The 24,141-nt window shown below is 66.3% G+C and carries 19 protein-coding genes and 1 other RNA gene; 7 read left to right on the forward strand and 13 right to left on the reverse strand.

Annotation, left to right across the window (positions count from 1 at the left end; genetic code table 11):
• Positions 1-104: 104 nt before the first annotated feature.
• The 3 genes from JQX13_RS28835 to JQX13_RS28845 all read right to left on the reverse strand — a co-directional run bounded on the left by JQX13_RS28835 (position 105) and on the right by JQX13_RS28845 (position 4,994).
• On the reverse strand, positions 105-1,868 hold the full coding sequence (locus JQX13_RS28835) for an OmpA family protein (protein ID WP_203412252.1): 1,764 nt from the start codon (positions 1,866-1,868) through the stop codon (positions 105-107).
• A 145-nt stretch (positions 1,869-2,013) separates the two neighbouring features.
• Positions 2,014-3,636 carry a M16 family metallopeptidase gene (locus JQX13_RS28840; RefSeq protein ID WP_203412253.1) on the reverse strand — a complete coding sequence of 541 codons (1,623 nt, stop codon included), beginning with the start codon at positions 3,634-3,636 and terminating at the stop codon, positions 2,014-2,016.
• Positions 3,636-4,994: a M16 family metallopeptidase gene (locus JQX13_RS28845; RefSeq protein ID WP_203402697.1), complete on the reverse strand. Its 1,359-nt coding sequence runs from the start codon at positions 4,992-4,994 to the stop codon at positions 3,636-3,638. Before JQX13_RS28845 ends, JQX13_RS28840 begins: the two co-directional genes overlap by 1 nt.
• 203 nt (positions 4,995-5,197) lie before the next feature.
• Here JQX13_RS28845 and ssrA point away from each other — a divergent pair.
• Positions 5,198-5,561, forward strand: a transfer-messenger RNA (tmRNA) gene (ssrA, locus tag JQX13_RS28850).
• A gap of 66 nt (positions 5,562-5,627) precedes the next feature.
• Here ssrA and JQX13_RS28855 read toward each other — a convergent pair.
• From JQX13_RS28855 to JQX13_RS28865, 3 genes are all read right to left on the reverse strand, one after another.
• The gene (locus tag JQX13_RS28855) at positions 5,628-5,798 is read right to left on the reverse strand and encodes a hypothetical protein (protein ID WP_203402698.1); all 171 of its coding nucleotides are present in this window, start codon (positions 5,796-5,798) and stop codon (positions 5,628-5,630) included.
• Positions 5,799-5,866: 68 nt separating this feature from the next.
• The gene (locus tag JQX13_RS28860) at positions 5,867-6,214 is read right to left on the reverse strand and encodes a chitosanase (RefSeq protein WP_203402699.1); all 348 of its coding nucleotides are present in this window, start codon (positions 6,212-6,214) and stop codon (positions 5,867-5,869) included.
• A 221-nt stretch (positions 6,215-6,435) separates the two neighbouring features.
• Positions 6,436-7,026 (reverse strand): hypothetical protein, encoded by a 591-nt coding sequence (locus JQX13_RS28865; protein ID WP_203402700.1) that lies wholly within the window; start codon positions 7,024-7,026, stop codon positions 6,436-6,438.
• 330 nt (positions 7,027-7,356) lie between these two features.
• On the opposite strand from JQX13_RS28865, the gene JQX13_RS28870 reads away from it, so the two are divergent.
• On the forward strand, positions 7,357-7,509 hold the full coding sequence (locus tag JQX13_RS28870; RefSeq protein ID WP_203402701.1) for a hypothetical protein: 153 nt from the start codon (positions 7,357-7,359) through the stop codon (positions 7,507-7,509).
• Between the two features lie 61 nt (positions 7,510-7,570).
• Here JQX13_RS28870 and JQX13_RS28875 read toward each other — a convergent pair whose 3' ends face one another.
• Positions 7,571-7,729 carry a hypothetical protein gene (locus JQX13_RS28875; protein WP_203402702.1) on the reverse strand — a complete coding sequence of 53 codons (159 nt, stop codon included), beginning with the start codon at positions 7,727-7,729 and terminating at the stop codon, positions 7,571-7,573.
• A 425-nt stretch (positions 7,730-8,154) separates the two neighbouring features.
• Between JQX13_RS28875 and JQX13_RS28880 the strand changes: the two genes are divergently transcribed.
• On the forward strand, positions 8,155-8,322 hold the full coding sequence (locus tag JQX13_RS28880) for a hypothetical protein (RefSeq protein ID WP_203402703.1): 168 nt from the start codon (positions 8,155-8,157) through the stop codon (positions 8,320-8,322).
• Positions 8,323-8,413: 91 nt separating this feature from the next.
• Here JQX13_RS28880 and JQX13_RS28885 read toward each other — a convergent pair whose 3' ends face one another.
• The 4 genes from JQX13_RS28885 to JQX13_RS28900 all read right to left on the reverse strand — a co-directional run bounded on the left by JQX13_RS28885 (position 8,414) and on the right by JQX13_RS28900 (position 15,994).
• Positions 8,414-9,088, reverse strand: a complete 675-nt coding sequence (locus JQX13_RS28885) for a LysM peptidoglycan-binding domain-containing protein (RefSeq protein ID WP_203402704.1) — start codon at positions 9,086-9,088, stop codon at positions 8,414-8,416.
• Between the two features lie 243 nt (positions 9,089-9,331).
• A complete protein-coding gene (locus JQX13_RS28890; protein WP_203402705.1) occupies positions 9,332-11,122 on the reverse strand; it encodes a hypothetical protein in 1,791 nt (596 codons plus the stop codon).
• 403 nt (positions 11,123-11,525) lie between these two features.
• Positions 11,526-13,970, reverse strand: a complete 2,445-nt coding sequence (locus tag JQX13_RS28895; protein ID WP_203402706.1) for a beta-mannosidase — start codon at positions 13,968-13,970, stop codon at positions 11,526-11,528.
• 167 nt (positions 13,971-14,137) lie between these two features.
• A complete protein-coding gene (locus JQX13_RS28900) occupies positions 14,138-15,994 on the reverse strand; it encodes a methyl-accepting chemotaxis protein (protein ID WP_203402707.1) in 1,857 nt (618 codons plus the stop codon).
• Between the two features lie 318 nt (positions 15,995-16,312).
• On the opposite strand from JQX13_RS28900, the gene JQX13_RS28905 reads away from it, so the two are divergent.
• The 4 genes from JQX13_RS28905 to JQX13_RS28920 all read left to right on the forward strand — a co-directional run bounded on the left by JQX13_RS28905 (position 16,313) and on the right by JQX13_RS28920 (position 20,907).
• Positions 16,313-17,392 carry a terpene synthase family protein gene (locus JQX13_RS28905; protein WP_203402708.1) on the forward strand — a complete coding sequence of 360 codons (1,080 nt, stop codon included), beginning with the start codon at positions 16,313-16,315 and terminating at the stop codon, positions 17,390-17,392.
• 826 nt (positions 17,393-18,218) lie between these two features.
• A complete protein-coding gene (locus JQX13_RS28910) occupies positions 18,219-20,297 on the forward strand; it encodes a sodium-translocating pyrophosphatase (RefSeq protein ID WP_203402709.1) in 2,079 nt (692 codons plus the stop codon).
• Between the two features lie 11 nt (positions 20,298-20,308).
• Positions 20,309-20,491 (forward strand): hypothetical protein, encoded by a 183-nt coding sequence (locus tag JQX13_RS28915; protein WP_203402710.1) that lies wholly within the window; start codon positions 20,309-20,311, stop codon positions 20,489-20,491.
• A 218-nt stretch (positions 20,492-20,709) separates the two neighbouring features.
• Positions 20,710-20,907, forward strand: a complete 198-nt coding sequence (locus tag JQX13_RS28920; protein ID WP_203402711.1) for a hypothetical protein — start codon at positions 20,710-20,712, stop codon at positions 20,905-20,907.
• A gap of 210 nt (positions 20,908-21,117) precedes the next feature.
• Here JQX13_RS28920 and JQX13_RS28925 read toward each other — a convergent pair whose 3' ends face one another.
• Positions 21,118-23,208 carry an FAD/NAD(P)-binding protein gene (locus tag JQX13_RS28925; RefSeq protein WP_203402712.1) on the reverse strand — a complete coding sequence of 697 codons (2,091 nt, stop codon included), beginning with the start codon at positions 23,206-23,208 and terminating at the stop codon, positions 21,118-21,120.
• The gene (locus JQX13_RS28930) at positions 23,114-23,869 is read right to left on the reverse strand and encodes a hypothetical protein (RefSeq protein ID WP_203402713.1); all 756 of its coding nucleotides are present in this window, start codon (positions 23,867-23,869) and stop codon (positions 23,114-23,116) included. Before JQX13_RS28930 ends, JQX13_RS28925 begins: the two co-directional genes overlap by 95 nt.
• Positions 23,870-24,141: the final 272 nt, after the last annotated feature.

Below are 24,141 nucleotides of genomic sequence, written 5' to 3' on the forward strand. Positions count from 1 at the left end.
GGGAGTGGGAAGGGTGTTGCTCCCGGCACTATAGGTGAAAGGCCCCGGGAGCCGCTCCGGGGGGGGGCGTCACCTACCCCCGGACCTGCCCGCGGACGAGCCCCTCACTGCTTTCCGGCGCCGCCCTTGTTGACGCCGGTGCCCTTGTTGTCGCCCGCGCCCTTCTTCTCCGCTGGCTTCTCCGCCGGCACGGTGCGCGCGGGCGTCTCGATCTCGGACTTGATGAGGCGGAAGTCGACGCGGCGGTTCTTGGCGCGTCCGAGCGAGGTGGCGTTGGTCGCGATGGGCCTGGACTCACCGAAGCCCTTGGCGCGCAGACGGTGGGCCTCGATGTTCTTGGAGACGAGGTAGTCCAACACGGACTGGGCCCGCCGCTGGGACAGGTTGAGGTTGAGCGCTTCGGAGCCGACGTTGTCGGTGTGACCCTCGATGAGGACGGGCCCGAGCTCGGGGTTGCGCTCGAGCACGATGGCCACCTCGTCGAGCAGCTTGAGGGACTGCTTCTGGATGGTCGCGGAGCCGGTCTCGAAGAGGATGTTGCCCTTGATGCGGATGCGGTCGGACTCGATGACCACGAGCGGTGGGTTGTCGATGGGGCAGCCATCGGCCTCGGCGGCGCCGGACTGGTCGGGGCACTTGTCGACGTTGTCGGGCACCTCGTCGCCGTCGCTATCCGGGCAGCCGTCATAACCCGCGGGACCGGGCTGGTCGGGGCACAGGTCCTGGCCATCGGGCACGCCGTCGCCGTCGGAATCACCGCAGCCACCCTGGGACTTGTCGCCAGCGGAGTTCGGGCACTGGTCCTCGCCGTCGACGACACCATCTCCGTCGTTGTCCGGCTCGGGGCAGCCGTCGGAGTCCATGAAGCCGTCCGAGTCCTCGGCCTCGGTGGGGCACTTGTCGAGCGAGTCGCGGACACCATCGCCATCCGAGTCGAGGAACGTCTCGTCGTAGCGCAGGGCGAGCATGACGCGCAGCGCCTCGCGGCCATAGCCGCTGCCGAGCGTCACGCCCCGGCCCACGTCCAGCTCCAGGCCCCAGCCCCCGAAGATGCGGGCACGCACGCCACCGAGCACCTCCCAGGGCGTCTTGAGGGAGTCGGCCTGGCTGAAGTTGAAGGGGGCGGTGGTGGGCGTGGCCAGGTGCATTTCCGCGATGGCCTGCACGTCGGTGAGGCGGCCGATGTTGGGCAGGTCCACCACCGCGCCGCCACCGAAGGTCACCTCGTTGCCCACGTAGAGGTTGAGGTACTGGCCGGGCGCGGAGCGCAGGCGCAGGCCCAGGTTGCCGAGCACGCGCACCGGGCCGAAGGCGCGCTCCACGGCGAGCCGCGGAGCGAAGAGTACACCCCGCTCACCGAGGAAGCTGTCACCGTCCCCACTGGGCAGGCGCACCTCCGCGGAGAGCGCGACGCCCACGGGGAATTCCTCGGGCAGCAGGAGGAAGACGCGGGGCTGGAGCCGCACGTCGCCGAAGCCCTGGGCGCTCACGCCGGCGGCGCCGGGGAAGTCGGGGGCCGCGAGCGCATCACGCAGCAACTGGAACCGGTCCCCCTGCACGAGGGTGAAGGGCACGTCCGCGGCGATCTCCAGCCGGCGGTGCAGCTGCCAGGCGAAGAGCGCGTGGGCGTCGAGCCGGTAGGGGATGAGGTCACCCAGCTTCTCGTCACCGAGCTTGAGGGCGAGGATGCCGTGGTTGTAGTCGAAGAGCAGGGCGCCCCGGAAACTCCCAGCGGGCTCCGGCGAGGCGCCCTCGAGGGCGATGCCGCTCTTCTGGGCGGGGGTGGCCTTCAGGGGCACGGCGTCGAAGCCGCGCGTGAAGGCGTCCGGCTGTGCTGACGCAGCGGCGCCGGCCAGCAGCAGGCACATCACTGCGAGTCGGGTTGCTGCGCTTCGCAAGGACCGCTCCCAGGGACAGGCCCGGAAATTCGGGCCTTTGGCTGGGTCCATACCATCCACTTCCGAGGGGTGGAAGAAAACCCCTACGGAAGTGTCCGCTCGCTACAGCCGTGCGCTACTTCTCCATGAAGGACTGAGCGGGAACGATCTGGATGGCATCGGGCCGGACGGGCAGGGGCTGGGAGATGATGGCCTTGTCCTCCTCCAGGAGCTCGGCCGACTTGGGCGAGGCGTAGGTGATGGGCGAGGGCGGCTGCTCCTCGAGCTGCTTCGCGAGCTCCTGCGCGTCCTGGGTGACGAAGGCGAAGTTGAGGGCCTCGGGACGCAGCTGCCGCCGGATGGCGGCGTGCACGGACTCGGGGGTCATCTTCCCGAGCGCGGCGCGGTACTGCTCCAGGAAGTCGGGCGTGCCGTAGAAGAGCGAGTCGATGGCGTACCCGAGCCGGCGCTGATCCGTCTGCTCCCACAGGCGGGTGTAGCCCATGAGGAAGCCGCGGCTGAGGTCGAACCTGTCCTGGGGAATGCCCTGCTTCACCAGCCGGTCGAGGAAGTAGACGGTACCGCGGGTGGCGAACATCCCGTTGACGGGCACCACGGGGCGGATCCACAGGGTGAGGTCCTGCTGGGTGCGCGCCACGTTGGTGCGGTTGTAGGTGGTGCCGGGGTGCTCGATGAAGTGCTCGGCGTAGGCGTAATCGCCGTAGTTGAGGCCACGCTTCTCGCGCAGCTCGTTGAAGAGGACGCCGGAGGACTGGCGGTGCTCGCCGAGGTACGAGAGGGCGAAGGCCACGGGGAAGAAGTCCGGATCCCCCCGGCGCAGCGGGGTGACGTAGCCCATCGAGACGGCGGTGGAGAGCGTGGGCTTCTGCACCACGAGCGCGCGGCCACCCGTGGTGGGCACGGGCGGCAACTCCACGCGCGGGGCGCCCGTGGCCGGGAGCGCGGACAGGCGCGAGACGACGGTCTTCTGGAGCGTGTCGTCCACGGGGCCGGCCAGTCCGATGACGAGCCGGTCCTGGGTGAAGACACGAGCGGCATGGGCCTTCACGTCCTCGAGGGTGATGGATTCGAGCCCCTTCTCGGTGCCGCCCACGAAGTGCGCGTAGGGGTGGCCCTCGTAGAGGAGCGCGTCGAGCGCGACCTTGCCGAGCAACTCGTCGTTCTCGCTGCGCAGCCCATTGCGCACGTCGCTGAGGGCGCGGGCGCGCAGCCGCTCGAACTCCTGCGGCGAGAAGCGGGGCGCGAGGAGCACGTCGGTGAAGATGTCGAGGAAGCGCGGCAGGAAGTCCTTGTGGACGCGGCCGGAGAAGACGGTGAACTCCTTGTCGGTGGAGGCGCTCAGCTCGGCGGCCATGGGGAAGAGGGCCTCGAGGAGCTGGGCGGAGGTGAGGCTCCGCGTGCCTCCCTCGGACAGGAGGTCGGCCGTGAGGGCGGTGATGCCCTCCTTGCCCTTCGGGTCATCCACCGAGCCCGAGTGGAAGACGAGCCGGAAGCTGACGATGGGACTGGCCGGGTTGGCCTGGACGACGACCTGCATGGGGGCGGGCTGCTTCAGGGGCACCGCGGGCACGGTGGTCGGCGCCAGGGGCTCCGCGGGAGCGGGGGCCTGCGCCTGCTGTTCGGCCTGGGGCGAGGGCTGCTCGGGCGCGGGGGTGGGGGTGGTCTGGGAGGTGGTGGCGCAGCCGCCGAGGCACAGCGCGGCGGAGAGGGCGAGGGAGCGGGACACGAAGGGGCGCATCACTTCTGACCTCCGGCCTTTTTGGGGGTGAGGGAGAGCTGGGTGCGGTTGGCGGCGGTGAGGTACTTGCGGGTGAAGGCGATCAGATCGGCCGGCTTCACCTCGGAGACCTTCTGGTAGTGGCGGGCGAGCGCGTCCGGCGAGCCGTAGATGCCGGCGTACCAGGAGAGCTGGGTGGCCACGGACTTGGCGGTCTCCATGCCCATGAGGAGCCCGTAGCGGGTGTTGCTCTTGATGGCTTCCACGTGGCTGGCGTCCACCTTGCCGGTGGCGAGCTCCCGCACGGCGGCGTTGAATGCGGATCGGACGGCGGCGCGGTGGCCCTCCTCCTGGAGGACGGCGACGAGGCTGAAGAGGTGCGGGTCGCGGTGGATGGTGAAGTCGCTGTAGAGCTCCTGCGCGAACTGCTTGTCCAGCACGAGCTGCTTGTAGAGCGGGCTGGTGGGGCCGACGAGGTAGTCGGCGAGCACGGTCTGGATGGCGGCGTTGGCGGTGTCGAGCCGCGCGGCCGGCGTGCGCCAGGCGTAGATGTGGCGGGGCTGGGTGCTCTGGGGCCAGTCGATGTGGACGGAGCGCTCCTGCTTCTGGGGCGGCTCGGTGGGCACGTTGACGGTGGCGCTCTTGCTGCTCCACGGGCCGTAGTGCTTGCGCACGGCCTGCATCAGCGTGTCGTCGTTGAAGTCGCCGACGATGACGAGGAGGACGTTGTCGGGGGTGTACCAGCGCTCGAAGAAGGTGCGGCTGTACTGGTAGGCCTGGGGCATGGCCTTGATGTCGTCGTAGTAGCCGAGCGTGGTGTGCCCGTACGTGTGCTGGGTGAAGACGGTGCGGGCGAGCTCCTCCTCGATCTTCAGGAAGGGCTGGGCGGCGTTCTTGTGGTACTCGCCGAGCACGGCGAGCGCCTCGGTCTGGAACGAGGGCTCCGAGTACTCGAGGTTGCGGAAGCGGTCGGCCTCGATCTCCACCAGCTTCTCCAGGCCGGCGGTGGGGCCGTACGAGTGGTAGACGGTGACGTCGTCGGAGGTGAAGGCGTTGTCGTCGTAGCCGTAGGTGCTGATGACCTTCTCGCGCTCACCCTCGGGGAAGTTCTTCGTGCCCTTGAACATCATGTGCTCGAAGAAGTGGGCGAAGCCCGTCTTGCCCGGCTCCACCTCGTTGCGCGAGCCCACGCGCACTACCGTCTGGTAGGCGATGAGGCCCGGCGAGTTGAAGGGCACGCGGACGACCGTGAGCCCGTTGGGCAGGCGGTCGACCTTCATGGGGTAGGGGAAGAAGGGGGAGGCGGCCTGCTCGGCGGCTGCCGCGGGGAGGGCCGCTCCCAGCAGGAGGAGCAGGAGGGGGAAGAACCTTCGATGCATGCGTGTCCTCATGTCGCTGAAGCACCCACGAGGTGGGGGGCCGCGAGAACCGCGCAAGCTACCTGCTATTCCCACGAGCGGGCGGGCGTCGTGGCGGGATGTTGGGGGACGACGCTCCGAGACGTCAGAAGGATTGACCGGGCGCCGTCAGCGGTTATGGTGGATGAAGTAACGAGGAAGTGAACGAAGTTGAAGTGCCCGAAGGGGGCGACCTGGTTTCGACGGGGGCATGGAAGTTCGAGACGCGTGCCGAGCTTGTTGGTTGCTCGTAAAACCGCCGACAAAGACACAAAAGCCAACGACAACGTTGAGCTCGCGCTGGCTGCCTAACTAGCAGTTTCCTAGTGCGCGGTCCTCCCGCTCTCGGCCCGTGGGGTGGGGTAGGACCGTCATAATGCGGGCTGGCCGTCGAGGGTGCCTGGACTCTCGGCGGTGAGATCATCCAGGACCGGCTCACAGAATCCCGTCCGTGGGAGTCTGTGGGACGTAACAAACCGCGGACTACGCACGTAGGGTCAAAGGACGGAAGGCTTTCGGACGCGGGTTCGATTCCCGCCGCCTCCACTCTTCAGGGCCCCAGGTTCTCCGGAACCTGGGGCCTTTTGTTTTCCGGAGCAAGGCCCCGAGCAAACATCAGGCGAGCATGGTCCGGCGTAGGTCATGGCCCCGCCGGTGCCGCAGGCAGAGCGTCTCCGTGTCCTTCACCAGCCGCTTGTAGGAGTCGTAGGGCGTGGCGATGACGAGCCGCCCCAACGTGTGGGGGTGGAGCGTAGTGTTTCCATAGAAGACCGACGGCCTCCCCATTCCGGAGCGTCGCAATGCCCTGGAGTGCGTAGCGTCCGGTGGCGTTGACGTCCACCAGCGCCTCCAGTTCACGGCAGTGTGTAGACGGTGTACCCGGTGACGGTGGGGACGGTCGTGATGGGACCCTGTAGGTAGAGGTTCCCATGGTCCAGCAGCTCACGGAACTGCTCGACCTGTCCTCGAGATTCATGCTCGACGTCGGTGCCATCCAGTACCGCGTAACGTTGCGCGACGAACTGACGCAGCCAGCCCTCCTCGCCCACCTCCACGGGCGAGCCGACTCCGAGCGCTCGGTGGGTTCTTGCGATCAAATCGGTCAGGCTGGTTTTGCCCTCCTCTCCATGCTGGATGATGGTGCCGTAGAGCACTGCCTGCGACAGCGCGGTGGCGAGCCCCAGACCGCTGGCGTGCTCCATTGCGGGTAGGAGTAGAGCTGTCGGCGACGAGGTCCTGAGACGCTCGGAAGGCTGGCTCCTTCGCGCTGGCGCGCCAGTCATCCGGGTAGGAGCCCTCGGCTCGAGTTGCTCGTGTCGCCCTGTGGCTCCTTGGTTTTCAAAAAGGCCGCCTCGAGCAGTTCGAGCTCTTTCATGTACCTCAATACATGTGCGGATACAGCGCAGTCAGGAGGCGCGTGCGGCTATCTGTATGCGCCAAAAGTGACCCGGACGAGCCCCGTCTTCTCCAGGTTGCTGTCCCCGGGAATGCTCACGTCCACTTGCCCATCGATGGCCTCATCAATGCAGTTCAACGTCATGGAACCGGAAGCGGTGCCGTAATCCGTAGCCCCCTGAAGTCCGTTTTCAATCTCCCAGAGCTCAGCGCCGAGCGTGATCGTGACGGGAGATTCGACGGAAGAGACAACGTCGGTGATGTAGGCAGGACGGTCGTAGTCCTGCGGATACTCGACCCGATAATAGCGGACGTCCTCGAAGGCTTCCGGCAATCGGGGCGAGGCGACGCCGTTGGCGTGGTATCGCAGCTGGATCTCAAGATCTCCCTCATAGTTGATGATGTTGGTCCGCTGATCCTTCAGAACAGTGAGGCCCCAGCCCCAGATGGAATAGATGCACGTGCTGGACGCGCGCCGCTCTCCGGTCGCATCTCCTCGCTCCGTTGCCTCCGTAGACAGTGCTTCCTGAGCCTGTGGGGTGTCACCGCAGCCGACCTGGGTTGCCACACCCCCAGCGAGCAACCCTGCCAACATCCATCGCGAACCGAGACGGGTCATTCTGGTAATGCTCCTTTCACTGATAGCCTTGCCCAAGGAAGCACCCGGCGTCTACTTCGCGCGCTTGAGCCTACAAGTGCGAGGCCGGCCCCTCGGCGATGCCTTTCACCGAGCTGCACGAAACCACGAGCATCTCCTACGTGCTCACGGGCAGTTTCGGGTACCGGGTCGGCCGGCGGGTCTGCGAAAGGGTGGCGGGTTCCACGGTCGTAGGCCGCGCGGGCGACGACTACGTCTGCACACACGACCACACTTTCGGCGATGAATGCCTTTGCTTCCGGCTGACGCCGGAGCTCCTCGAACGGCGTTCCGCCCCTTCGCGAGCTGGCCGTGGCGGGAGAGCTGGCCCAGGCGGCGGCGACGGGCCGGACCGACGTCGGAGTGGACGAGGCCGGCATCATCTATGCGGCGACCTTCGTCCGTGCCGTGACAGGGGAGCGCGGGCGGGCGCTGGAAGTTGACGCTCGCTGCAACAACCCGTGACGTGAACCCTCCCTCCCGTCCCGCGCTCGACAGCCGCCGACCGGCCGGGCCCGGGAGGGCCCTACTTCCTCACTCCGATGAGCACGTCGCGCGCCGCCCCGGCGGTCGCCTGCGGCCGGCGCTGCTGGCGGCGCTCATGGCGGCCGCGCCGCTCGTGCAGGCCACGGACGCCGGCCTGGACGGCTACATTTCGATTCTGCACGGGCCGAGGTCCCCTCATGCGTCGCACTCCTCAGCACTCGCCTCCCCAACTCCTCACCCTGGACGCGATGGGCGCTGGGGGCCTGCCCTTGCGTGTCATTCGCATTCCAGGGCAACAGCCCGTGATTCCGCCCGGGCCACTTGTCTCGACCTTCTTCATGAGCTTCGTGCTGACAAGTGATGCGCGACAAGGAGTTCAAAGCAAAGATGATCGACATCGTCGCGCAGTAGTGCGACCGAGCTGGTCCGCCAAGAACCAAGTTGGTCCCCGCAGGCGACCCGCGCATCCTCGTTAGGTGGCGGACGTGAAATCAGCGCGGCTTCTGGAGAGAGAGTCCAAGCTTCTTCTTCAATACATCTCCAATCCGCGCGATCTCACTGGCATCTTGAGAACCCATCGAGACGCCCATTCCCTGTTTCTAGAACTGCGTAATACCGATTGCCGTGTCGCCGCGCTCGGATCCCGGGGTCATCACCGTCGATCGGCTCAAGAAGCCCATCGTGGTGACGGGCAACTACAAGGGCACGACGGAGAAGGTCATCCCGGCGAACCTCGTCTGGCGCGTCCATCACTACGGACGCCCGGCACCACGGCAAGGGGCCGCGTGGTAGTAACGACCGCACCAGGGTGTGGACACGACAGCACTTCCGGCCGACAGCCCCGGGGCGACGGTTGCGAGGGTGTTCCGCCGTGGGGCGGGAGTTACATCGTCGGCATGAAGATCTTCAGCCCGCTACGGCCACTGGCACCAAGCGTATTGCGCTCGATGAAGTCGCTCACGGACGAACGGCCGTCGCCAGTGGTGATGGCGGTGTGGCCGTAGATGCTGCCCAGCCGCGACGGGGTCTTCTCCCAGGTGAGGACGAGGCCCGGAATCTTCAGCGCCTCCTCCAGCGACATGTCGACCTGCTTGAACTTGTCGCGCGGCAGGTTGTTGTCGATCTGGTTGCCGTTGCCCCAGACCTTGAAGCCGAAGGCGTTCTGGATGGCCCTGCTCACCCCGGTAGCGCACAGGCCCTGGCTGTTGTACCCGCCCATGCTCAGCGCGGCCGCACGGCCCGCGCTCGCGAGCTTGTGCATCGCGGCAGTTGCCCTGATCGCGCCTCCGGCGCCCTGGCTCCCCGCGACTTGTCCGGTGTCCCCCGCGCCGCCGCTGCGCCCCGATCCACCGGGGCCCCTCGTGCCGCCACGGGTACCGCCCCTGGCGGGCTCGAAGCTGTCGTTCCGGGCGTGGCCAGGGATGCGCAGGGTATTGCCCGCGTAGATGAGGTCCGGGTTGGCGATATTGTTGATGCGCGCCAACTCCGAGACGCTGGTCCTGAAACGGGATGCAAGAGCCGAAAGGGTGTCGCCCTGGCGAATGCGGTAGGTGGACATGTCGCGATCTCCTGGAACGATTATCGTGACGTCCGTCGCGGAGTTTCGCCTGAATTTCCCAGGCTCCTAAAATTCACCCGGACTGAAACCACAGGGAGGACAAGAGGCTCCTCGCGTGCGACGGGCCGGGTTACTTCTCTTCCGCGCACGTCGACGGCGCATAGCCCTTCTGGACGCATTGGCCGTACGCCCGCGTCCCGTCCGGCGCGCACGATGGGTTAGCACCGCGTGCCCTGAGGCGGGCTACACCCAGTTCTGCTTCAGATAGGTGTTGTCCATCACCCGGGTGGACAGCAGCCGGAGGCGGAACAGCTTCGTGAGCTGGTCCTCGGCGTCGCTCGTGTTGGTTGCGGCGACGTCGATGCCGCGCATGACGAACCGGTACCACTTGAGGATCGTCTTGAGCTCCTTGTACTGCACGGCGTTGAGGTCGCTGTCACTGGTGGGAACGGCCACGTCGTAGCCGCCCAGGGACATGGAGGCGGACGGGGACATGGGCCACTTGCCCGCCCACAGCGCCTTCACCGGGGAGTTGTGGAACTTGGGCGGCGCCTGGTTCCTCAGTGTCGTGTTGAACTGACTCCAGCGGTTGGCTTTGTCCGCGTCGACGACCACCCAGCGCTTGCTGCCGTGGTCCCACCGGTAGCCTGTCTTCCGCTCCTCGTACTGGTCCTCGCTCTCACCCCCATGGATGTTGGAGCCCAGGATGAGTTTCCAATTATAGGACTTTCCGTTGCCGTACTTGACCTCGTTTTCCACCAGGTCCAGCAGCATCAGGCCCACGCCATAGGAGCGGGGATTGCGCGCCGTCTCCGCGCCCAGCATGGCCAGCGCCGCTTCCATCTCGATGTCAGCCACGCCGGTGAGGTCGCCGGTGAGCACCTTGCGGATACCCCGCGCCCGTTCCTTCGCGCTCTTCGTCAGGGCGAGGCTGTCACCCAGGTCGTTGTAGCGTGTGGCCCGGTCCGTGCGTCCGACCTTGACCCAGAGCTTCTCCTCGATGAAGTGCTGCTTCGCGCCGTTGATCTTCACCAGGCCGATGCAGGGGAATCTCTCGCCCGAGACCTTCGCGGGCTTGTCCCGCGTGTCCTGCGAGGCGTACAGTTCCTTCCAGGCGAGCTTCGCCCAGGCGGTCAGCCAGCCGTCCTTCGTGGGGTGGGTGTCCACCTGCACCAGGTTCTTGTTTCGCGGGACAACGGGCTTGTGCGCGTCCTGGTAGAACATCTTGAGCTTGTCCATCACCACGGCCATGTAGACCGCCAGCACGCGGTGGCCCGCCAGCGTCACGGTGCTGTTGAGCCGCAGCGCCGGGTTGTTGACGAGGCGTGTGTCGTCTTCCTGGTCCTCGTAGAACTTGAGCGTGGCCTGATACTTATTGCGCTGGGCCCACCCGCGGATCGCGGACTGGAAGAGGGTCGCCGCCTCCTCGCGCCGCTGCTTCTCCGCTTTCAGCTCCTCCAGCTCACGCCGCGCCTGCCACATCCGGAACTGGGCCTGCAACTGCACGGTGGCCGTCCTGAGCTCCAGGTACTCCTTGCGCTGCTGATAGCCCCGCACGAGCGCTTGGAGCTTCGTGGCGGCGTCGTGCTGCTCCCGGAGCTTCTGGACCTGCTTGCGCGCCTGCTGCCCGCGGAAGAGGGCTTGGATCTTCGTGGCGGCGTCGTGTTGCTTCCGGAGTTCCTGGGCCTCCTGGCGTGCCAGGTGACCGCGGACGAGCGCCTGGATCTTCGTGGCGGCGGCCTCCTCCCGGCGCTTCGCCTCCAACTCCCGGCGGGCCAGCCAGCCACGCACCGCGGTCTGCACGGTGATGGCGGCCTGGCGCTGGGCCTCGTGCAGCGCGTCGATGTGCTGGCCGAAGAGCGCCGCCCGGTCCTGGTCGATGTGCCGGATGTACGCTTCCAACCACGCGACGGTCTCCTCCTCGCCGTCCCGCTCCGTACGCGCCAGGGACTCACGCACGAAGTCTTCCGCGCTGTCTTCTTCCAGGCCCGCTGCGTACGCGGCCAGCCGCGCCACCAAGTCCATGTTCAGCATGGACGCCATGTTACCAGGAAGCTGCGAGGCACCGGAAGTCCGGGCTTTCCCTGTCTCCTGCTCAAGGGAAGACACCGTGCAACCGGGTGACAACTCCAACCCGGTGAAGAAGAGGTGTGTGGTGCCGTCCGGCAGCGGGTGCTTCATCCGGTGCCGGCCATCCTCCGCCCGCTTCAAACGCTCCAGCGCCAGCGCGCCGCGCACCCCGTAGCGGCACAGACACCCCTCGTCCCTTGCACGAGAAGGCGACGAGCAGCTCGTCCCAGGTACCGGGCGAAGTCCCGCTCTACGTACCGGGGCAGGCCGCGGGTGCGGAGTTCTGGGGCACCATTACTACCGCCGGTCAGGTCCTCGATTATATCCTTCCATGCGTCAGGCGCGGGGACCGCTCGGAATTCGAATCTCAGTCGACCGCCTGGCAGGAATAGAGGTCGCGGATGGTGAATTCCGCTTCCGCCCCCTGTTCTGCCGGCGTGAAGAAGAGGGTCTGGCTTTCGCCCGCGGTGAGATCGAAGGCATTGTCGGAGAACCGGCCCTCGATATCGGCCTCGAGCATCACGAAGAGTGCCAGCCCCTTGGACGAAAGCGTGATTTCGTAGTTGCCGTCGGCTCTCAGGACCGAGTGGGCAGTGAGCCCCGGCGGCTCCAGTTCGAGCTGCTTGTAGGTGCCGCTGACGTGGTGCCCCCTGCCCGACGAACCGTTCGAAGCTGAATAGGACCACACGAGCAGGCTCCCCTCGGGCACGCTGTCGGCTGGCAGCGAAATCAGCGTGGAGGCGGCATCCGGCCGGCAGGTGCCGCGCGCGGTGGTCAGCGGCGAGCGTTGGCCATCCATCGAGACGGTGAAGAACTCGGCCGAAACCTCGGTGGGTTGGGGGGTGTCGTTGACCATGGCAATGCCGATCACCTTGCCGTCGGCTGACGGGATCGCGAAGATGCTGACGGGCTCGAAGAAGCGCCGCGCCTGATAATGCATGGCCTTCCAGTTACCGCCGTAATCCAGGCTCGCCCAGGAGGCCACCGGCCAGGTGTCGTTGAGCTGCCAGATGAGCGTGCCCATGCAATGGGGCTTCAGCGACCGCCAGAATTCGACGGCGGTCTTGATCGCCAGGCCCTGCTGAATCTGCGAGAGATAGACGAAATTGGAGAAGTCCTTTGGAAACCGAAAGTAGCGGAACATGGTGCCCGCGATGCGCTCGTTGCCGCCAGGATTCTTCTGGTGCACCTCCATCACCGGAGACGCGATGTTGATGTCCTTCTTGTCGGCGAACCGGCTGATCTGCAGGTTCGACGTATAGGACTGGAAGCCGAATTCCGAGCAGAAACGTGGCTTGACCTTGCGATAATGGTCGAACGACTTGTTCTCGTGCCAGACCGACCAGAAATGCATGTCGCCGGAGCCGTCGGCATGCCAGGCATCGCGGAAATCGAGATAGCCGCAGGACGGGCTCGACGGCCACCAGATGAGCTCCGGATTGGCCTTCTTCGCGGCGGCCTCGATCGTCCGGTTCAGCCGGTCGTAGGAGACGAGGTAGCGATCGCGGTCCTTCTGGGAGACCTCGAACCAGGTGAGCGCGCCCACGAGCTCGTTGTCGCCGCACCAGAGCGCGATCGAGGCGTGATGCGAGAGCCGCCGCACCTGGTAGTCCACCTCGGCCGCGACATTGTCGAGGAATTCGGGCGTCGAGGGATAGAGATTGCAGGCGAACATGAAGTCCTGCCAGACCATCAGGCCCAGCCGGTCGCAGAGGTCGTAGAACCAGTCGTGCTCGTAGAAGCCGCCGCCCCAGATGCGGATCATGTTCATGTTCGCGTCGACCGCCGACTGCAGGAGCGCCTCCGTCTTCTCGGGGCTCGTCTTGGAGAAGAGCGCGTCGGCCGGAATCCAGTTCGCGCCCTTGCAGAAGATCTCGCGGCCGTTGACCTTGAAGGCAAAGCGGGCGCCTGCCTCGTCCTTGTCGGTGATGAGCTCGAGCGTGCGGATGCCAACCTGGCGGGCTACGGTCTCGCCAGGGATGGTGACCTTGAGCTCGTAGAGCTCCTGCTTGCCGCTGCCGGCGGGCCACCAGAGGCGCGGCCGCTCGACGACGAAGCGCTGGTGGAGCACCGTCTCGCCGGCATTCACACCGCAATCGAGCCGCACCGTCTCGCCGTCGAATTCGAATTCGACCGGCAGCACGCAAGGGTCTACGGCGAAGAGGGTCAGGACGACATCGAGTTCGACCGAGCCATTCGCCAGATGGCGCTGCTTGACCATGAGATGTTCGATGCGCGCCGGGTCCAGCTTGCGCAGCTTGACCGTGCCGTAGAGGCCGAGCGGCGCGAGCGCGATGTTCCAGTCCCAGCCGAAGTGGCATTGCGGCTTGCGCAACATGTTTCCGTATGGAATCGGCGAGTTCCTGGTCCATGGCACCTCGAAGGGCTGCCGATCATGGATCGCCTTGCCGGCCTCGACTGGGGAATGCAGGAGCACCTCGATCGTGTTCTCTCCCGCGACGAGGACTTTCGATACGTCGGGCCGATAGCGGCGGAAGCAGTTGTTGGCCTCCAGCACCCTCTCGCCATTGACGCGGATGGTCGCGACCGTATCGACGAAATCCAGGTCGAGATACCAGCTTCCATCCAAATCGGAAGCGTCCAGCCGGAAGCTGCGCGAGAGCCTCCAGTCCTTGTGCGCCACCCATTGCACCTTGGCTTCGTTCTTGCCGAAGTAGGGATCGGGTATGACGCCCTGTTCCTGCAAGGCGGAATGGACGTCGCCCGGTATGGAGATCTCGAGGTCCGGCCGCTGGCCTTCGGCCTCGAGTGACCAGACGCCACCAAGGTCGATTTGGGGGGTCTCAGGCATTTTGTATTCCGAGCAGGGGACAGACAGGGGCCCAGCGGAGGGGGGGCGTATCCAACGCCCGCCCAAACCCTTTCGTGGCTCACAGAGGACCACGGGCTCAACGCCACGCCGCGCGACTTCGAGGCGGCGCTACGGTTGGAGGACATGGCCCATCCGGGCCGGAGCGGTCAGACCCGGTGAGGCCTGGGTCCCTGGCGGCCTGGGGCAGCAGGCTCCATCCGCTGCCCATGCTCGTAGGCGCGCGCGAGTTGGGTCACCTCGTCCGACACCGACTTCAGCATCAGTGACGCATGCTGGGTCGATTCGATGCGGCCGACCGTCTCTTCCATGATGGTGGAGAGTTGCCGGATGGCGGTGAAGATCTGCGAGATGCCGTCGTTCTGCTGGCGGACGGTGACGGAGATCTGCCGGACGCTGGCGGAGCTCTGCTGGACGATGTCGGCCACCTCGCGGAAGTTGTCGCTGGAGCGCTTGACCATCTGCATTCCGTCCTCGAGCTGCTGCGCCCCCTTCTCGCCCATGTCCACAGCGTCGTTGATGGCGACGCTGATCTCCTCGAGGATGTCTCGGATGCGGACCGTCGCGTGGATCGACTGATCGGCCATGCCACGGATCTCCCGGGCGACCACGGCGAAGCCCTTGCCATGCTCTCCCGAGCGGACCGCCTCGATGGACGCATTGAGCGCCAGCATGTTGGACCGATCCGCGATGCCCTTCACCGTCGTGGTGATGATGCCGATCTGCCGCGCGCTGGCCCCCAGCCGGGACACCTTGTCTCGCATCCCATCCACGAACTGGCGGATGGTGGCCAGCCCCTCGAGGCTCTGTTTCAGGGCCTGCTCGCCAATGCGGCCCAACTCCTCCACCCGCGTGGCCACCTGCAGCACGGCCTCGGCCTTCTGGGCGGCCGTCTCCGAGGTCTGCTTGATCTCCTCGGACGTCACATGGGCCTCATGGAGGGCGGAGGCCTGCAGGGTGATGCTCTGGCGCTGCTGCTCGGTCGCGCTGCTCAGGCTGGAGCCCGCCTCGGACAGGCGGTTGGCCGAGGACAGCAGCGTGCGGGGAATCTCGCGCAGCTTGACGAGCACGGACTTCATGCCGTCCGCCAGGTCTCCGGCCTCGTCGGTGGACACCCACGCGGGCGTCTCGGGAGCCCCCGTGGCCAGAGCCTCGATGGCCTCGCGCACCGTGCGCATCGCCCGTGACTGCCGCCACACCTGCAGCCACGCCACCAACGTGGGGCAGATGAAGACGAGCGCGAGCAGACCCAGGAACGGCAGGCCCAGCTCCCGCATGAGCTCCCCCGAGGTCTGACGCATCTGCTCGGCCATGAGCGAGGAGCCCTGCGCCTCGAGCGTCCTGGCGAACTGCTCCTGGACCCGGTTGATCTTGATGACCACCACCACCCCGGCCAGGAAGAGCGTGGACATCAGCGCGCTGGCCACGGCGTAGGGCAGGTACCAGGACTGGCGTGGCCAGAAGTAGCCGCCCCCGGCCACGCGCGAGCCGCCGAGACGCTCCTGCTCCGCCAGGGCGTGTTTCATCATCCAGTGCTCGATGATGGGCACCATGGGGATGGACAGCAGGACGCCGAAGGCGGAGGCAATGGCGGTGACGGGAATGACAGCCTCCAGGCTCTGTCCCGTCATCACGCACACGCCGATCATGAAGGTGGCACCGGCGTGGAACCAGGTGAGCTGCACGCAGAAGAAGGCGATGCGCGAGGGCAGCTTGAGGATGCGCACGAGGCGGCGACCGTCACCATCCGTGGGCAGGACCGCGAACGTGTGCCGCACCAGGAAGCGGAGCACCAGGAAGAGCACCAGGCTGGCGTTGACCAGCACCACCAGGGCCAGCATGGCGAGCACGACGCGCACGTCCTGCGGCCGCTCGAGCCCCACGAACAGGCTCGCCGTGTAGGTGGAGAAGGGTGTGAGGGGAACGTTCGAGCCGATCAACAACAACAAGATGCGGCGCACGAGCGCCCCTTGTTGCCGCGCATCCGCCATGTCCACTGTGTTCATCTGATGAGTCACCGCGCCCCCTTCGATGCGCCCCAACTCGGGCCAATCCGTGGCTCCTCGGGACTATCTCGTCCCCCAAGTGAGTGGGACTGTCATGGAGTGACGTGTGGAGTCAACACCCCAGGGTCAACTCTTCAAGGACAGCGGAGAAGCCGACGTTCTCGCTGCCCCCATTGTTCTCATTTGCTCGGAAAACGGAGCCACCAGGACTCAGGTGTTACGAACCGTCGGAGCTCCATTCAGGTGTGAGCACTCGTTCTCGTCAGCCCATAAAAATCCTTTTGAGAAGGGCGGGTGTGTGTGAAAGACACCTTCGCGATGACCTCTTCATACGTACTCCGTCCCCGCCCCACCCTGGATGCGATGGGGGACGCATGGCTGAGCGAACCCACGGTTTCCACGTCGGATGTGGGAACCCGTGGCAAGCACTTCGAGGTCACTCGGACGCTGAAGAATGAGTACTCCGCCGAGGAGTTCGAGCTCTTTCCCCGGGGCTCGCGGGCGCGGGTGCTCGAGCTGTGCGACAAGCTGGTGCCCGCGCTGGCCGAGTGGTGTGAGCGCTACCCGGCCATCGCGCCCTCGCGGTTGCAGTCCACCGCGCTGGTGGGGGCCGTCGCCGCCCTGCCAGGTTCGACCTTCGCGCAGAACGTGCTGCTCACCAAGGTGGGCCTCATCACCTTCGCCATCGACGACATCGCGGATGGGGAGATTGGCGAGCTCACGGATGACGAGAGCCTGCGGATGGTGGACCGCTACCTGCTGACGGTGGAGGCCCCCGACACCGAGAGCTGGGACGTGGCGCGCGGCGAGGCGGAGTGCATCGGGGCCGCCCTGCGGGAGCTGACCCATGAGCTGATGGCCGCCGAGGGAGCGGTCCGCTTCGGCTGGCTCTGGCGGGAGCACTTCCGGCGGATGATCAGCGGCCACCAGGTGGAACTGCTCACCAAGCGCCTGTACCAGACGAAGCGGACGCTGCCGGGCTTCGATGAGTACCTCGAGGTGGGTCAGTGGACCATCTCCCTCCCCATGTGGGCCACGGCCGTCTTCATGGTGTTCAACCCCCAGGTCGAGCACGACCTCTCGGAGGATCCGCTGATCGAGGCCATCCTGCGCGAGCTGGGTCTGCTGGTGCGCTGGACGAATGACATCCGCAGCTTCGACCGGGAGTACCGCGAGGGGAAGTTCAATGGTCTCACCCTGCTGATGCAGCGGGGCATGAGCGAAGCGGAGGCCGAGCTCGAGGCCGTGACCCGCTCGAGTCGGCACCTGCGCAAGCTGGAGTCCCTCACGGCGATGCTGCCCTCGTGCCTCGAGGAGTGGGGCAGGTCGGTGGTGCGCACGGGGCGCTTCTGCCGCAACGTCTACATGAAACAGGAGTTCCATCACTGGAACGCGTAGGCGCCTTGCTGCGAAAGGCACTCGCGCTGGACGTGAACTCTCGCAGCCGCGCGTGCGAGGTGCGGATGAGCCCCCGAGCTTCTCACCGAGATGCAGGCGGCTTGGGACAGGGCGCTCCGCTTCGTGGAGGAGCTCGAGGCACGGAAGAAAGCGAGGAGTGCCGCCTCGCGAGCCCGAGCCGAGGTCGAGTATCTGAAGGAGCTCGGGCGCGAGAAGCACGACGGGTCTCGCAGCTCGTCCATCAGTTCCTCGTTCAGCTCCGGCGGTTCCAGCTTCGGTTCCAGCTCGGGTCGGTCGAGCTTCGGTTCGAGCGCTGGTCGGAGTAAATGGCCCTGAGAGCGCGCATGCTGGCGGTGGTGAGCCAGCCCGCGTGACACCCGTCAGCGGCCCTCCTCCGACCCTCGGCACGCACCCGCTGTCCTTAACAGTGCCCCAATCTCTCCTAATACAATACGCCTCTTGTGGCTTCGGCTCTGCCCCCACCGGGGGGAGCCGAGTGGCGTGAGAGCCAGCCTGAGGCACGGCGCCTGGGACTGCCGGAAACGGCGCCGAAGCTGACTCCCGCGCAAGGGTCACCGCGGGCTGAGGGGGGCGAGGGAGGAGTCCGCCCCGGAGGCGAGAAGACGGGGAGGGGAGGGGGCGTGCGGCGCCCGGCTCATACCGCGAGTGCGGCCGGATTCGCAACGAGTTGGCCGGGCAGGCGCACGAAAAGACCGCCTGTTCCTCCTACGCTCTTGCTCTGAAATCCCGTATAGGCCCTCCGTACAAATTTTGCGGCACACGAGCGACCCGGAGGGCAGGCCCCCGGTACTGCTCTGGAGGATCGATGGAGTTGTCGAGTCTCGAGTCGAATTTCTGGGCAGTCGCACCGGGCGTCATCGGCGCCGTGGGGCTGCTCTTCGCTGCGTTCTTCTACTTCCGCGTCAAGTCGCTCCCGGACGGTGACGCGACGATGAACCGCATCGCGGGCTACATCCGTGAAGGCGCGATGGCGTTCCTCGTCCGAGAGTACAAGGTGCTCGCGGTCTACTGCGCGGTCATCGCGGTGATCATCGGCTTTCTGCTGGGTTGGGTGGCGAGCGCGAGCTTCGTGCTGGGCGCGTTCCTCTCGCTGCTCGCGGGCTATATCGGCATGAAGGCCGCGACCTACGCGAACGTGCGCACCGCGCAGGCCGCGCGCACCGGCTCGAAGCCGAACGCGCTCCTGGTCGCCCTCGACGGCGGCGCCGTGATGGGGCTCGCCGTCGCCGGCCTGGGCCTGATCGGGATGGGCGGCGTCTACTACGCGTTCAAGGGGAGTGAGCATCTCTCCTCCATCCTCCACTCCTTCGCCGTGGGGGCGAGCTCCATCGCGCTCTTCGCGCGTGTGGGCGGCGGCATCTACACCAAGGCCGCCGACGTAGGCTCCGACATCGCCGGCAAGGTCATCGAGAACATCCCCGAGGACGACCCGCGCAATCCCGGCGTCATCGCCGACAACGTGGGCGACAACGTGGGTGACGTGGCCGGCATGGGCGCCGACATCTACGAGTCCATGGTGGCCGCCCTCGTCGCCGCGATGGCGATCGCGCTGACGGCCAATGCGTCGGAGCTCTCCCGCCTCGTGGTGGACCCCTCGGCGATTGGGAGCGCGAAGGTGGCGGGCGTGGTGCTCCCGCTCGTGCTGTCCGCGGTGGGCCTGGTGGTCAGCGTGCTGAGCATCTTCATCGCGCGCGCCCTCAAGCACATGAACCCCGCGCAGGTCCTGCGCAGCGCCCTCATCCTGCCCCCCGTCATCCTGGTGGGGCTGTCGTTCGTGATGATGCAGGTGTTCGGCCTCTCCCAGTCGATCACCGTGGCGCTGGCCGCGGGCGCCTTCGGTGGTGCCATCATCGGCCTCGTCACGGACTACTACACCTCGTCCACGCCGGTGCAGCGCATCGCGGAGTCCTCCATCACGGGCGCGGGCACCAACCTCATCCGCGGCCTCGCCGTCGGCATGGAGAGCGTGGGAATCTCCATGGCCACCATCGCCTTGGTGGCCTACATCGCGGACCGGGCGCTCGGCCTGTACGGCATCGCGCTGTCGGCCGTGGGCATGCTGGGTGGCACGGCCGTCGTGATGACGGTGGACGCCTACGGCCCCATCTCGGACAACGCGGGCGGCATCTCCGAGATGTCGGGGCTCGGCCCCGAAGTGCGCGCCATCACCGACGAGCTGGACGCGGTGGGCAACACCACGGCGGCCATCGGCAAGGGCTTCGCCATTGGTTCGGCGACGCTCACCGTCATCGCGCTCTTCTCGGCGTTCAACCTCGAGGTCAACCACACGCGCGTCGCCGCCGGAATGCCGGAGATGAGCCTGCTGCTGACCAACCCGAACGTCATCGTGGGCATGCTGCTGGGCTCCATCCTCCCGTTCCTGGTGGGCGCCTCGACGATGCTCGCCGTGGGCCGCGCGGCGGGCGCCATCGTCGAGGAGATCGGCCGCCAGTTCCGCGAGATTCCGGGGCTGATGGAGCTCAAGGCCGATCCGGACCCCAAGAAGATCGTCGACATCTCGACCAAGAGCGCCCTGCGCGAGATGATCTTCCCGGGCCTCATCGCCGTCGTCGCCCCGCCGCTGGTGGGCTTCCTGTTGGGGCCCGGGGCGCTGGCGGGCCTCCTGGCCGGCGCGCTCGTCGTCGGCGCCACGATGGCGCTCTACATGGCCAACGCGGGTGGCGCGTGGGACAACGCCAAGAAGTACATCGAGAAGGGCAAGCTGCCGGGCCACGCGAAGGGCTCGCTCGTCCACAAGGCCGCCGTCGTCGGCGACATGGTGGGTGACCCGTTCAAGGACACCTCGGGTCCTGGCGTTGCCATCCTCATCAAGGTCATGAGCGTCGTGTCGCTGCTCGTGGCCTCCCTCATCGCGCTCAGGTAGTCAGCGCTTCCGTGCGGCGCCTCGAGGCCGAGGCGCCGCACCGCGAGCGGCAGTTCGCACCATGGTTCCTCCCCAAGCGGCCGAGCGGTGCCTCGGGGTCCCGGCTGGATACGGGGCGGATCGGGACGGACCTGGCCGGTGGTGGTGCGCGCCGGACGGACGCGCGGCCCCCCGGCAGCGGCTCGAGCCGCTGACGTAGGACACCGAACACCTCGCCAGGAGATGTCGGACAGGGCCCCGGCGCGGTGGACGAGCGCGTGTTACGCTTCATCGTGTTCCGCGACCGCCTGCGCGCCAGGCATCAGGAGCAGCAGCATCGGCCCCTGGGTGGGCCTGACGCGCGCGTTCGCACCCGCTCCCTCGGGTGTGGGGGAGGAATGCTCTCGCTGTTCCGATGACAGAGAGGTGTCCCATGGTCCTGGAGCTCTCCCCGCAGCAGGTCGATCTCCTCCACTCCTGCCTGGCCGAAAGCACCGAGGATCTGCACGACGAGATCCTCCACACCGACCAGCTCGAGATGCGCGAGGCGCTGAGGGAGAAGCTCCAGCAACTGCAGGTCCTCCAGCGCCAGGTGGAGGCCCTGCTGCAGCGGGCGCAGCCGTCCCTCTGACTGGATTTTCGCCGTTTCGAGGCGAGGGGTTGGGTCGGGGCGACTGGATTCCCAGGCGCGGCCATGACCTGTGGACCTACATCGGAGCCACCCTCCTGTGCGGTCTGGCGAAACCGGGCCCGCCACAAGCCGGCCGTCGTCGCCGACATCGAGTGATTCGACGTCGGCGCGAGACGTTCAGCACCAGGCCCAGGCGCTGATGGAGCATGCTCATGTGCTTCTGCCCGGCTGCCCGAGGAGGTCGTCGACCACGAGCTTGGAGTGCATGAGGCAGATGCCAATGAAGTTGGTGATGGCGAACTCCCCCCGGCAGCACGTCGCGGGCGCGTAGAAGCGCGTGGACATCGGTGACTTCGTCCTCACCCGCAGCGTCTCCCGGTGGACCGAGAAGTGCTCGGAGGTATTGAACTCGAAGACGTCGCGCTTGCTGATGGTGGGGACCAGGGGCCAGCTGGACTTCAGGAGGCTCCGGCCCGTTCCCGTGGCGTTGATGACCACTTCGAAGGACTCCGGGGAGCGGTTCGCGTAGGTAGCGATGAAGCGGCCGGAGCGCTCGTCATACTCCACCGACTGGAACCGGGCGTGTATCTCCAGACGGCGGCAGGTGAACAACTCCAGCAACTTGCGTGCGTTCACGGCTGGGATCGCGGCGATGTACCGGAGCAGCTTCTTGTACTCGTTCGCTGGAAACGACTCCTTCTCCTCGATGCTCAAGAACGGCCAGATCGTCTCCATGCACTCGAGCATGGACATGACCAGCTTCTGCCAGTGAGCCAGGTTGTCCCCGTTCTGCTCGAAGGCGCGTTGGAGCTCGCTCCTCCCGTCCTTCGCGGAGGGCTCGAGGAAGTCGTCCGGAAGGGGGCGTCCATAGATCTCCTCCAGGGCCAGGTGCAGGGCCTGAAGATAGGCCTGGATGGGGTGCTGGCCCTGGTTCTGGATCCGGTTGAGGAGGGCCTCCGGGTTCAGGGAGGTGTGATTCTTGTCCATGTGGCTGCGGACGGCGGGGAAGAGTCCCTCCCTCGACGCGACGGTGATTCTGTTGCGGTGCCCGGAACTGGCCAGGGTCAGCACGGCGTCGATGGCGCTCAGGCGGGAGCCAAGCACCAGGACCCGCGCGTTCCGGTCGATGCGCTCTTGCAGCAGGTGCTCCGGGTAGGGCGAGGAGAAGTAGTTCTCGTAGCGCTCCAGGTGGGTGAAGTTCTGCGTGGGTTGGTTTCCGATCGCGAAGACGACGTCCGTGGCGTGATACCGCTCCCCCTCCGCCGTCTCCAGCACACACTCCTCCGGGTTGTTGACGTGGATGTCGACGACCTCGCTGGGAATGAAGCGCAGGACGACGCCGGCACGCTCGGCTCTCTCCCGGGCGGATGCCAGCTGCTCCTCCAGATAGAGTCCGAAGAGCCTCCGGGGAACAAAGGCGTTCTCCGTGACGGGGAAGAGGGCGCCAAACTCACCAGCCAGCCGCGCCTGGTTGGCTCGGGTCCAGGCGATGAAATGGCTGTCATCCTGGGGGTAGATCGACATCATCCCGGCCGGGGTATTGGTCAGGCTCGAGTCGGATGTCGTGGAGTAGGCGAGCCCGGGGCCGAACCTCCGGGCTCGCTCGAAGAGGGTGATGTCGACGTTGTCGAGCCGCCTCTCCAGGATGCGGTCCAGCAGCTGGACCACGATGGACGTGCCCATGAGCCCGGCGCCGATCACGCCGATCTGCTTCCGGGTGAGGCGGTCCTCCTTCATCGTGACGAAGGGGAAGTGCTTCAGGTGCCGGAAGTCCCGCTGAAGACTCTCGAAGTCCCTGCCATGGGCGATGAACTTCCCCATGGATTTCGGGTAGGAGGAGCTGCTCTCGAGCACGTCCCCCTGCTTGACGCTCAGGGCGAGGTTCAGCCTCCCCCGGGTGACGGGCCGGGCGACCTCGGACACCTCGCCTTGGCGAACCGGGATGTGCCCCCAGAAGGCCGAGCGCTGGGCAGGTTTGGGGACGGAGAAATCGAGCCCCAGCTCGAGTTTCAGCGCCAGGGAGAGCAGATTCACACCGGTCGCGTTCTCGTAGGCGCTGCAGGCGTCCACTCCCGGCGGCCGGGCTCCGGCCTCCAGGAGGAGCAGCTCACCGGAGTGCGTCTTGAGGACCTCCATGTGGACCGCGCCGTCCCCATGGCCCAGGGCCGCGAGGCACTGGCTGCCAAATGAGGTCAGTGTCAGCGTTTCAGGGTGCTGCGGCGGTAGGATGATGCTGCCGATGAGCTTCCCCCGGGAGGCCTCGGCGTTGGGAAAGAAATACTCCCCGCATCCGGAGAACACGACCTCGCCCCCCACGGAGCAGGAAGTCGCAATGGTAGGGTATTCCCTGGATGAACTCTTCGATCTCGAAGACGGAGTCGAAGCGCTGGAGGTGCTGCCGCACGCGCCGGAAGTCCTCGAGGCGCTTGACGATGTGCACCCCGGTGCCGTCCGCGGCATGGATGGGCTTGCAGACGAAGGGAATGCCGTAGGCGCGGCGCAGGTCCGAGAAGTAGGAATCCACCTCGGACTCCAGGTGCCTGACGTCGAGCGGCTCGAAGCGGGGGGTCCGCAGGCCCGCCTGGAGCACCCGTTGCTTCATGAGCTTCTTGTCTCGGAACGGCAGGAGCATCTCCGGCCCGGTGCCAGGAATCTTGAGGGCTTCGCGCAGCTTGCTGACCAGGTAGTTGTCGAGCTCGGAGAAGGTGTGGAGGTGGTACTCGTCGCTGGGACGGTGAGAGCGCTCCGCCTGAATGGCTGCGGCAGTCGAGCTGACGCTCAATCCGGAACGGGGATTGTCGGGCTCCTCCTTCTCACAGACATGGAAGTGGTCGATGTGCTCGCGGACATGCGGCGGTATCCGCTCGAGCCGATTCGCATACTCCAGGAGGACGATGCGAATCCTGGCATGGGATTGGTACTTGAAGGAGAAATCGCAGATTTCCAGATGAGAGGACGACACCAGGAATAGAGTTTTCGTTCGCATAAACGGCGACAGTGCTCGCGGTCTCCCTCGTGGATGAAGGAGAGACTCACGGCATGGAAACGTGGGTGGAACAGGGGATCCTGTCGCTGAGCCCCTGAGCATGAAGTGTGCCAGGGACAACGAGTGGAATGTACGAAGGAGCCTTGCTCCCTGGTGTTTTCCGACATGGGGGCTGACGCGTCATTGGAGACTCATGACATGTCAGCGTCGTGTTGGCGCTCCTCGAAGTTCATGCCCTCCAGGAGGGT

It is taken from the genome of Archangium violaceum (assembly GCF_016859125.1).
In the GTDB taxonomy this organism is placed as follows: domain Bacteria; phylum Myxococcota; class Myxococcia; order Myxococcales; family Myxococcaceae; genus Archangium; species Archangium violaceum_A.

Coding starts and splice junctions, on each gene's coding strand:
- JQX13_RS28920 (WP_203402711.1), top strand. CDS start 20,710: ATGGTCCTGGAGCTCTCCCCGCAGCAGGTCGATCTCCTCCACTCCTGC.
- JQX13_RS28855 (WP_203402698.1), bottom strand. CDS start 5,798: ATGGGGAGGCCGTCGGTCTTCTATGGAAACACTACGCTCCACCCCCAC.
- JQX13_RS28845 (WP_203402697.1), bottom strand. CDS start 4,994: ATGCATCGAAGGTTCTTCCCCCTCCTGCTCCTCCTGCTGGGAGCGGCC.
- JQX13_RS28860 (WP_203402699.1), bottom strand. CDS start 6,214: ATGGAGCACGCCAGCGGTCTGGGGCTCGCCACCGCGCTGTCGCAGGCA.
- JQX13_RS28900 (WP_203402707.1), bottom strand. CDS start 15,994: ATGAACACAGTGGACATGGCGGATGCGCGGCAACAAGGGGCGCTCGTG.
- JQX13_RS28895 (WP_203402706.1), bottom strand. CDS start 13,970: ATGCCTGAGACCCCCCAAATCGACCTTGGTGGCGTCTGGTCACTCGAG.
- JQX13_RS28835 (WP_203412252.1), bottom strand. CDS start 1,868: ATGTGCCTGCTGCTGGCCGGCGCCGCTGCGTCAGCACAGCCGGACGCC.
- JQX13_RS28885 (WP_203402704.1), bottom strand. CDS start 9,088: ATGTCCACCTACCGCATTCGCCAGGGCGACACCCTTTCGGCTCTTGCA.
- JQX13_RS28905 (WP_203402708.1), top strand. CDS start 16,313: ATGACCTCTTCATACGTACTCCGTCCCCGCCCCACCCTGGATGCGATG.
- JQX13_RS28840 (WP_203412253.1), bottom strand. CDS start 3,636: ATGCGCCCCTTCGTGTCCCGCTCCCTCGCCCTCTCCGCCGCGCTGTGC.
- JQX13_RS28875 (WP_203402702.1), bottom strand. CDS start 7,729: ATGAGGGGACCTCGGCCCGTGCAGAATCGAAATGTAGCCGTCCAGGCC.
- JQX13_RS28910 (WP_203402709.1), top strand. CDS start 18,219: ATGGAGTTGTCGAGTCTCGAGTCGAATTTCTGGGCAGTCGCACCGGGC.
- JQX13_RS28865 (WP_203402700.1), bottom strand. CDS start 7,026: ATGACCCGTCTCGGTTCGCGATGGATGTTGGCAGGGTTGCTCGCTGGG.
- JQX13_RS28890 (WP_203402705.1), bottom strand. CDS start 11,122: ATGCTGAACATGGACTTGGTGGCGCGGCTGGCCGCGTACGCAGCGGGC.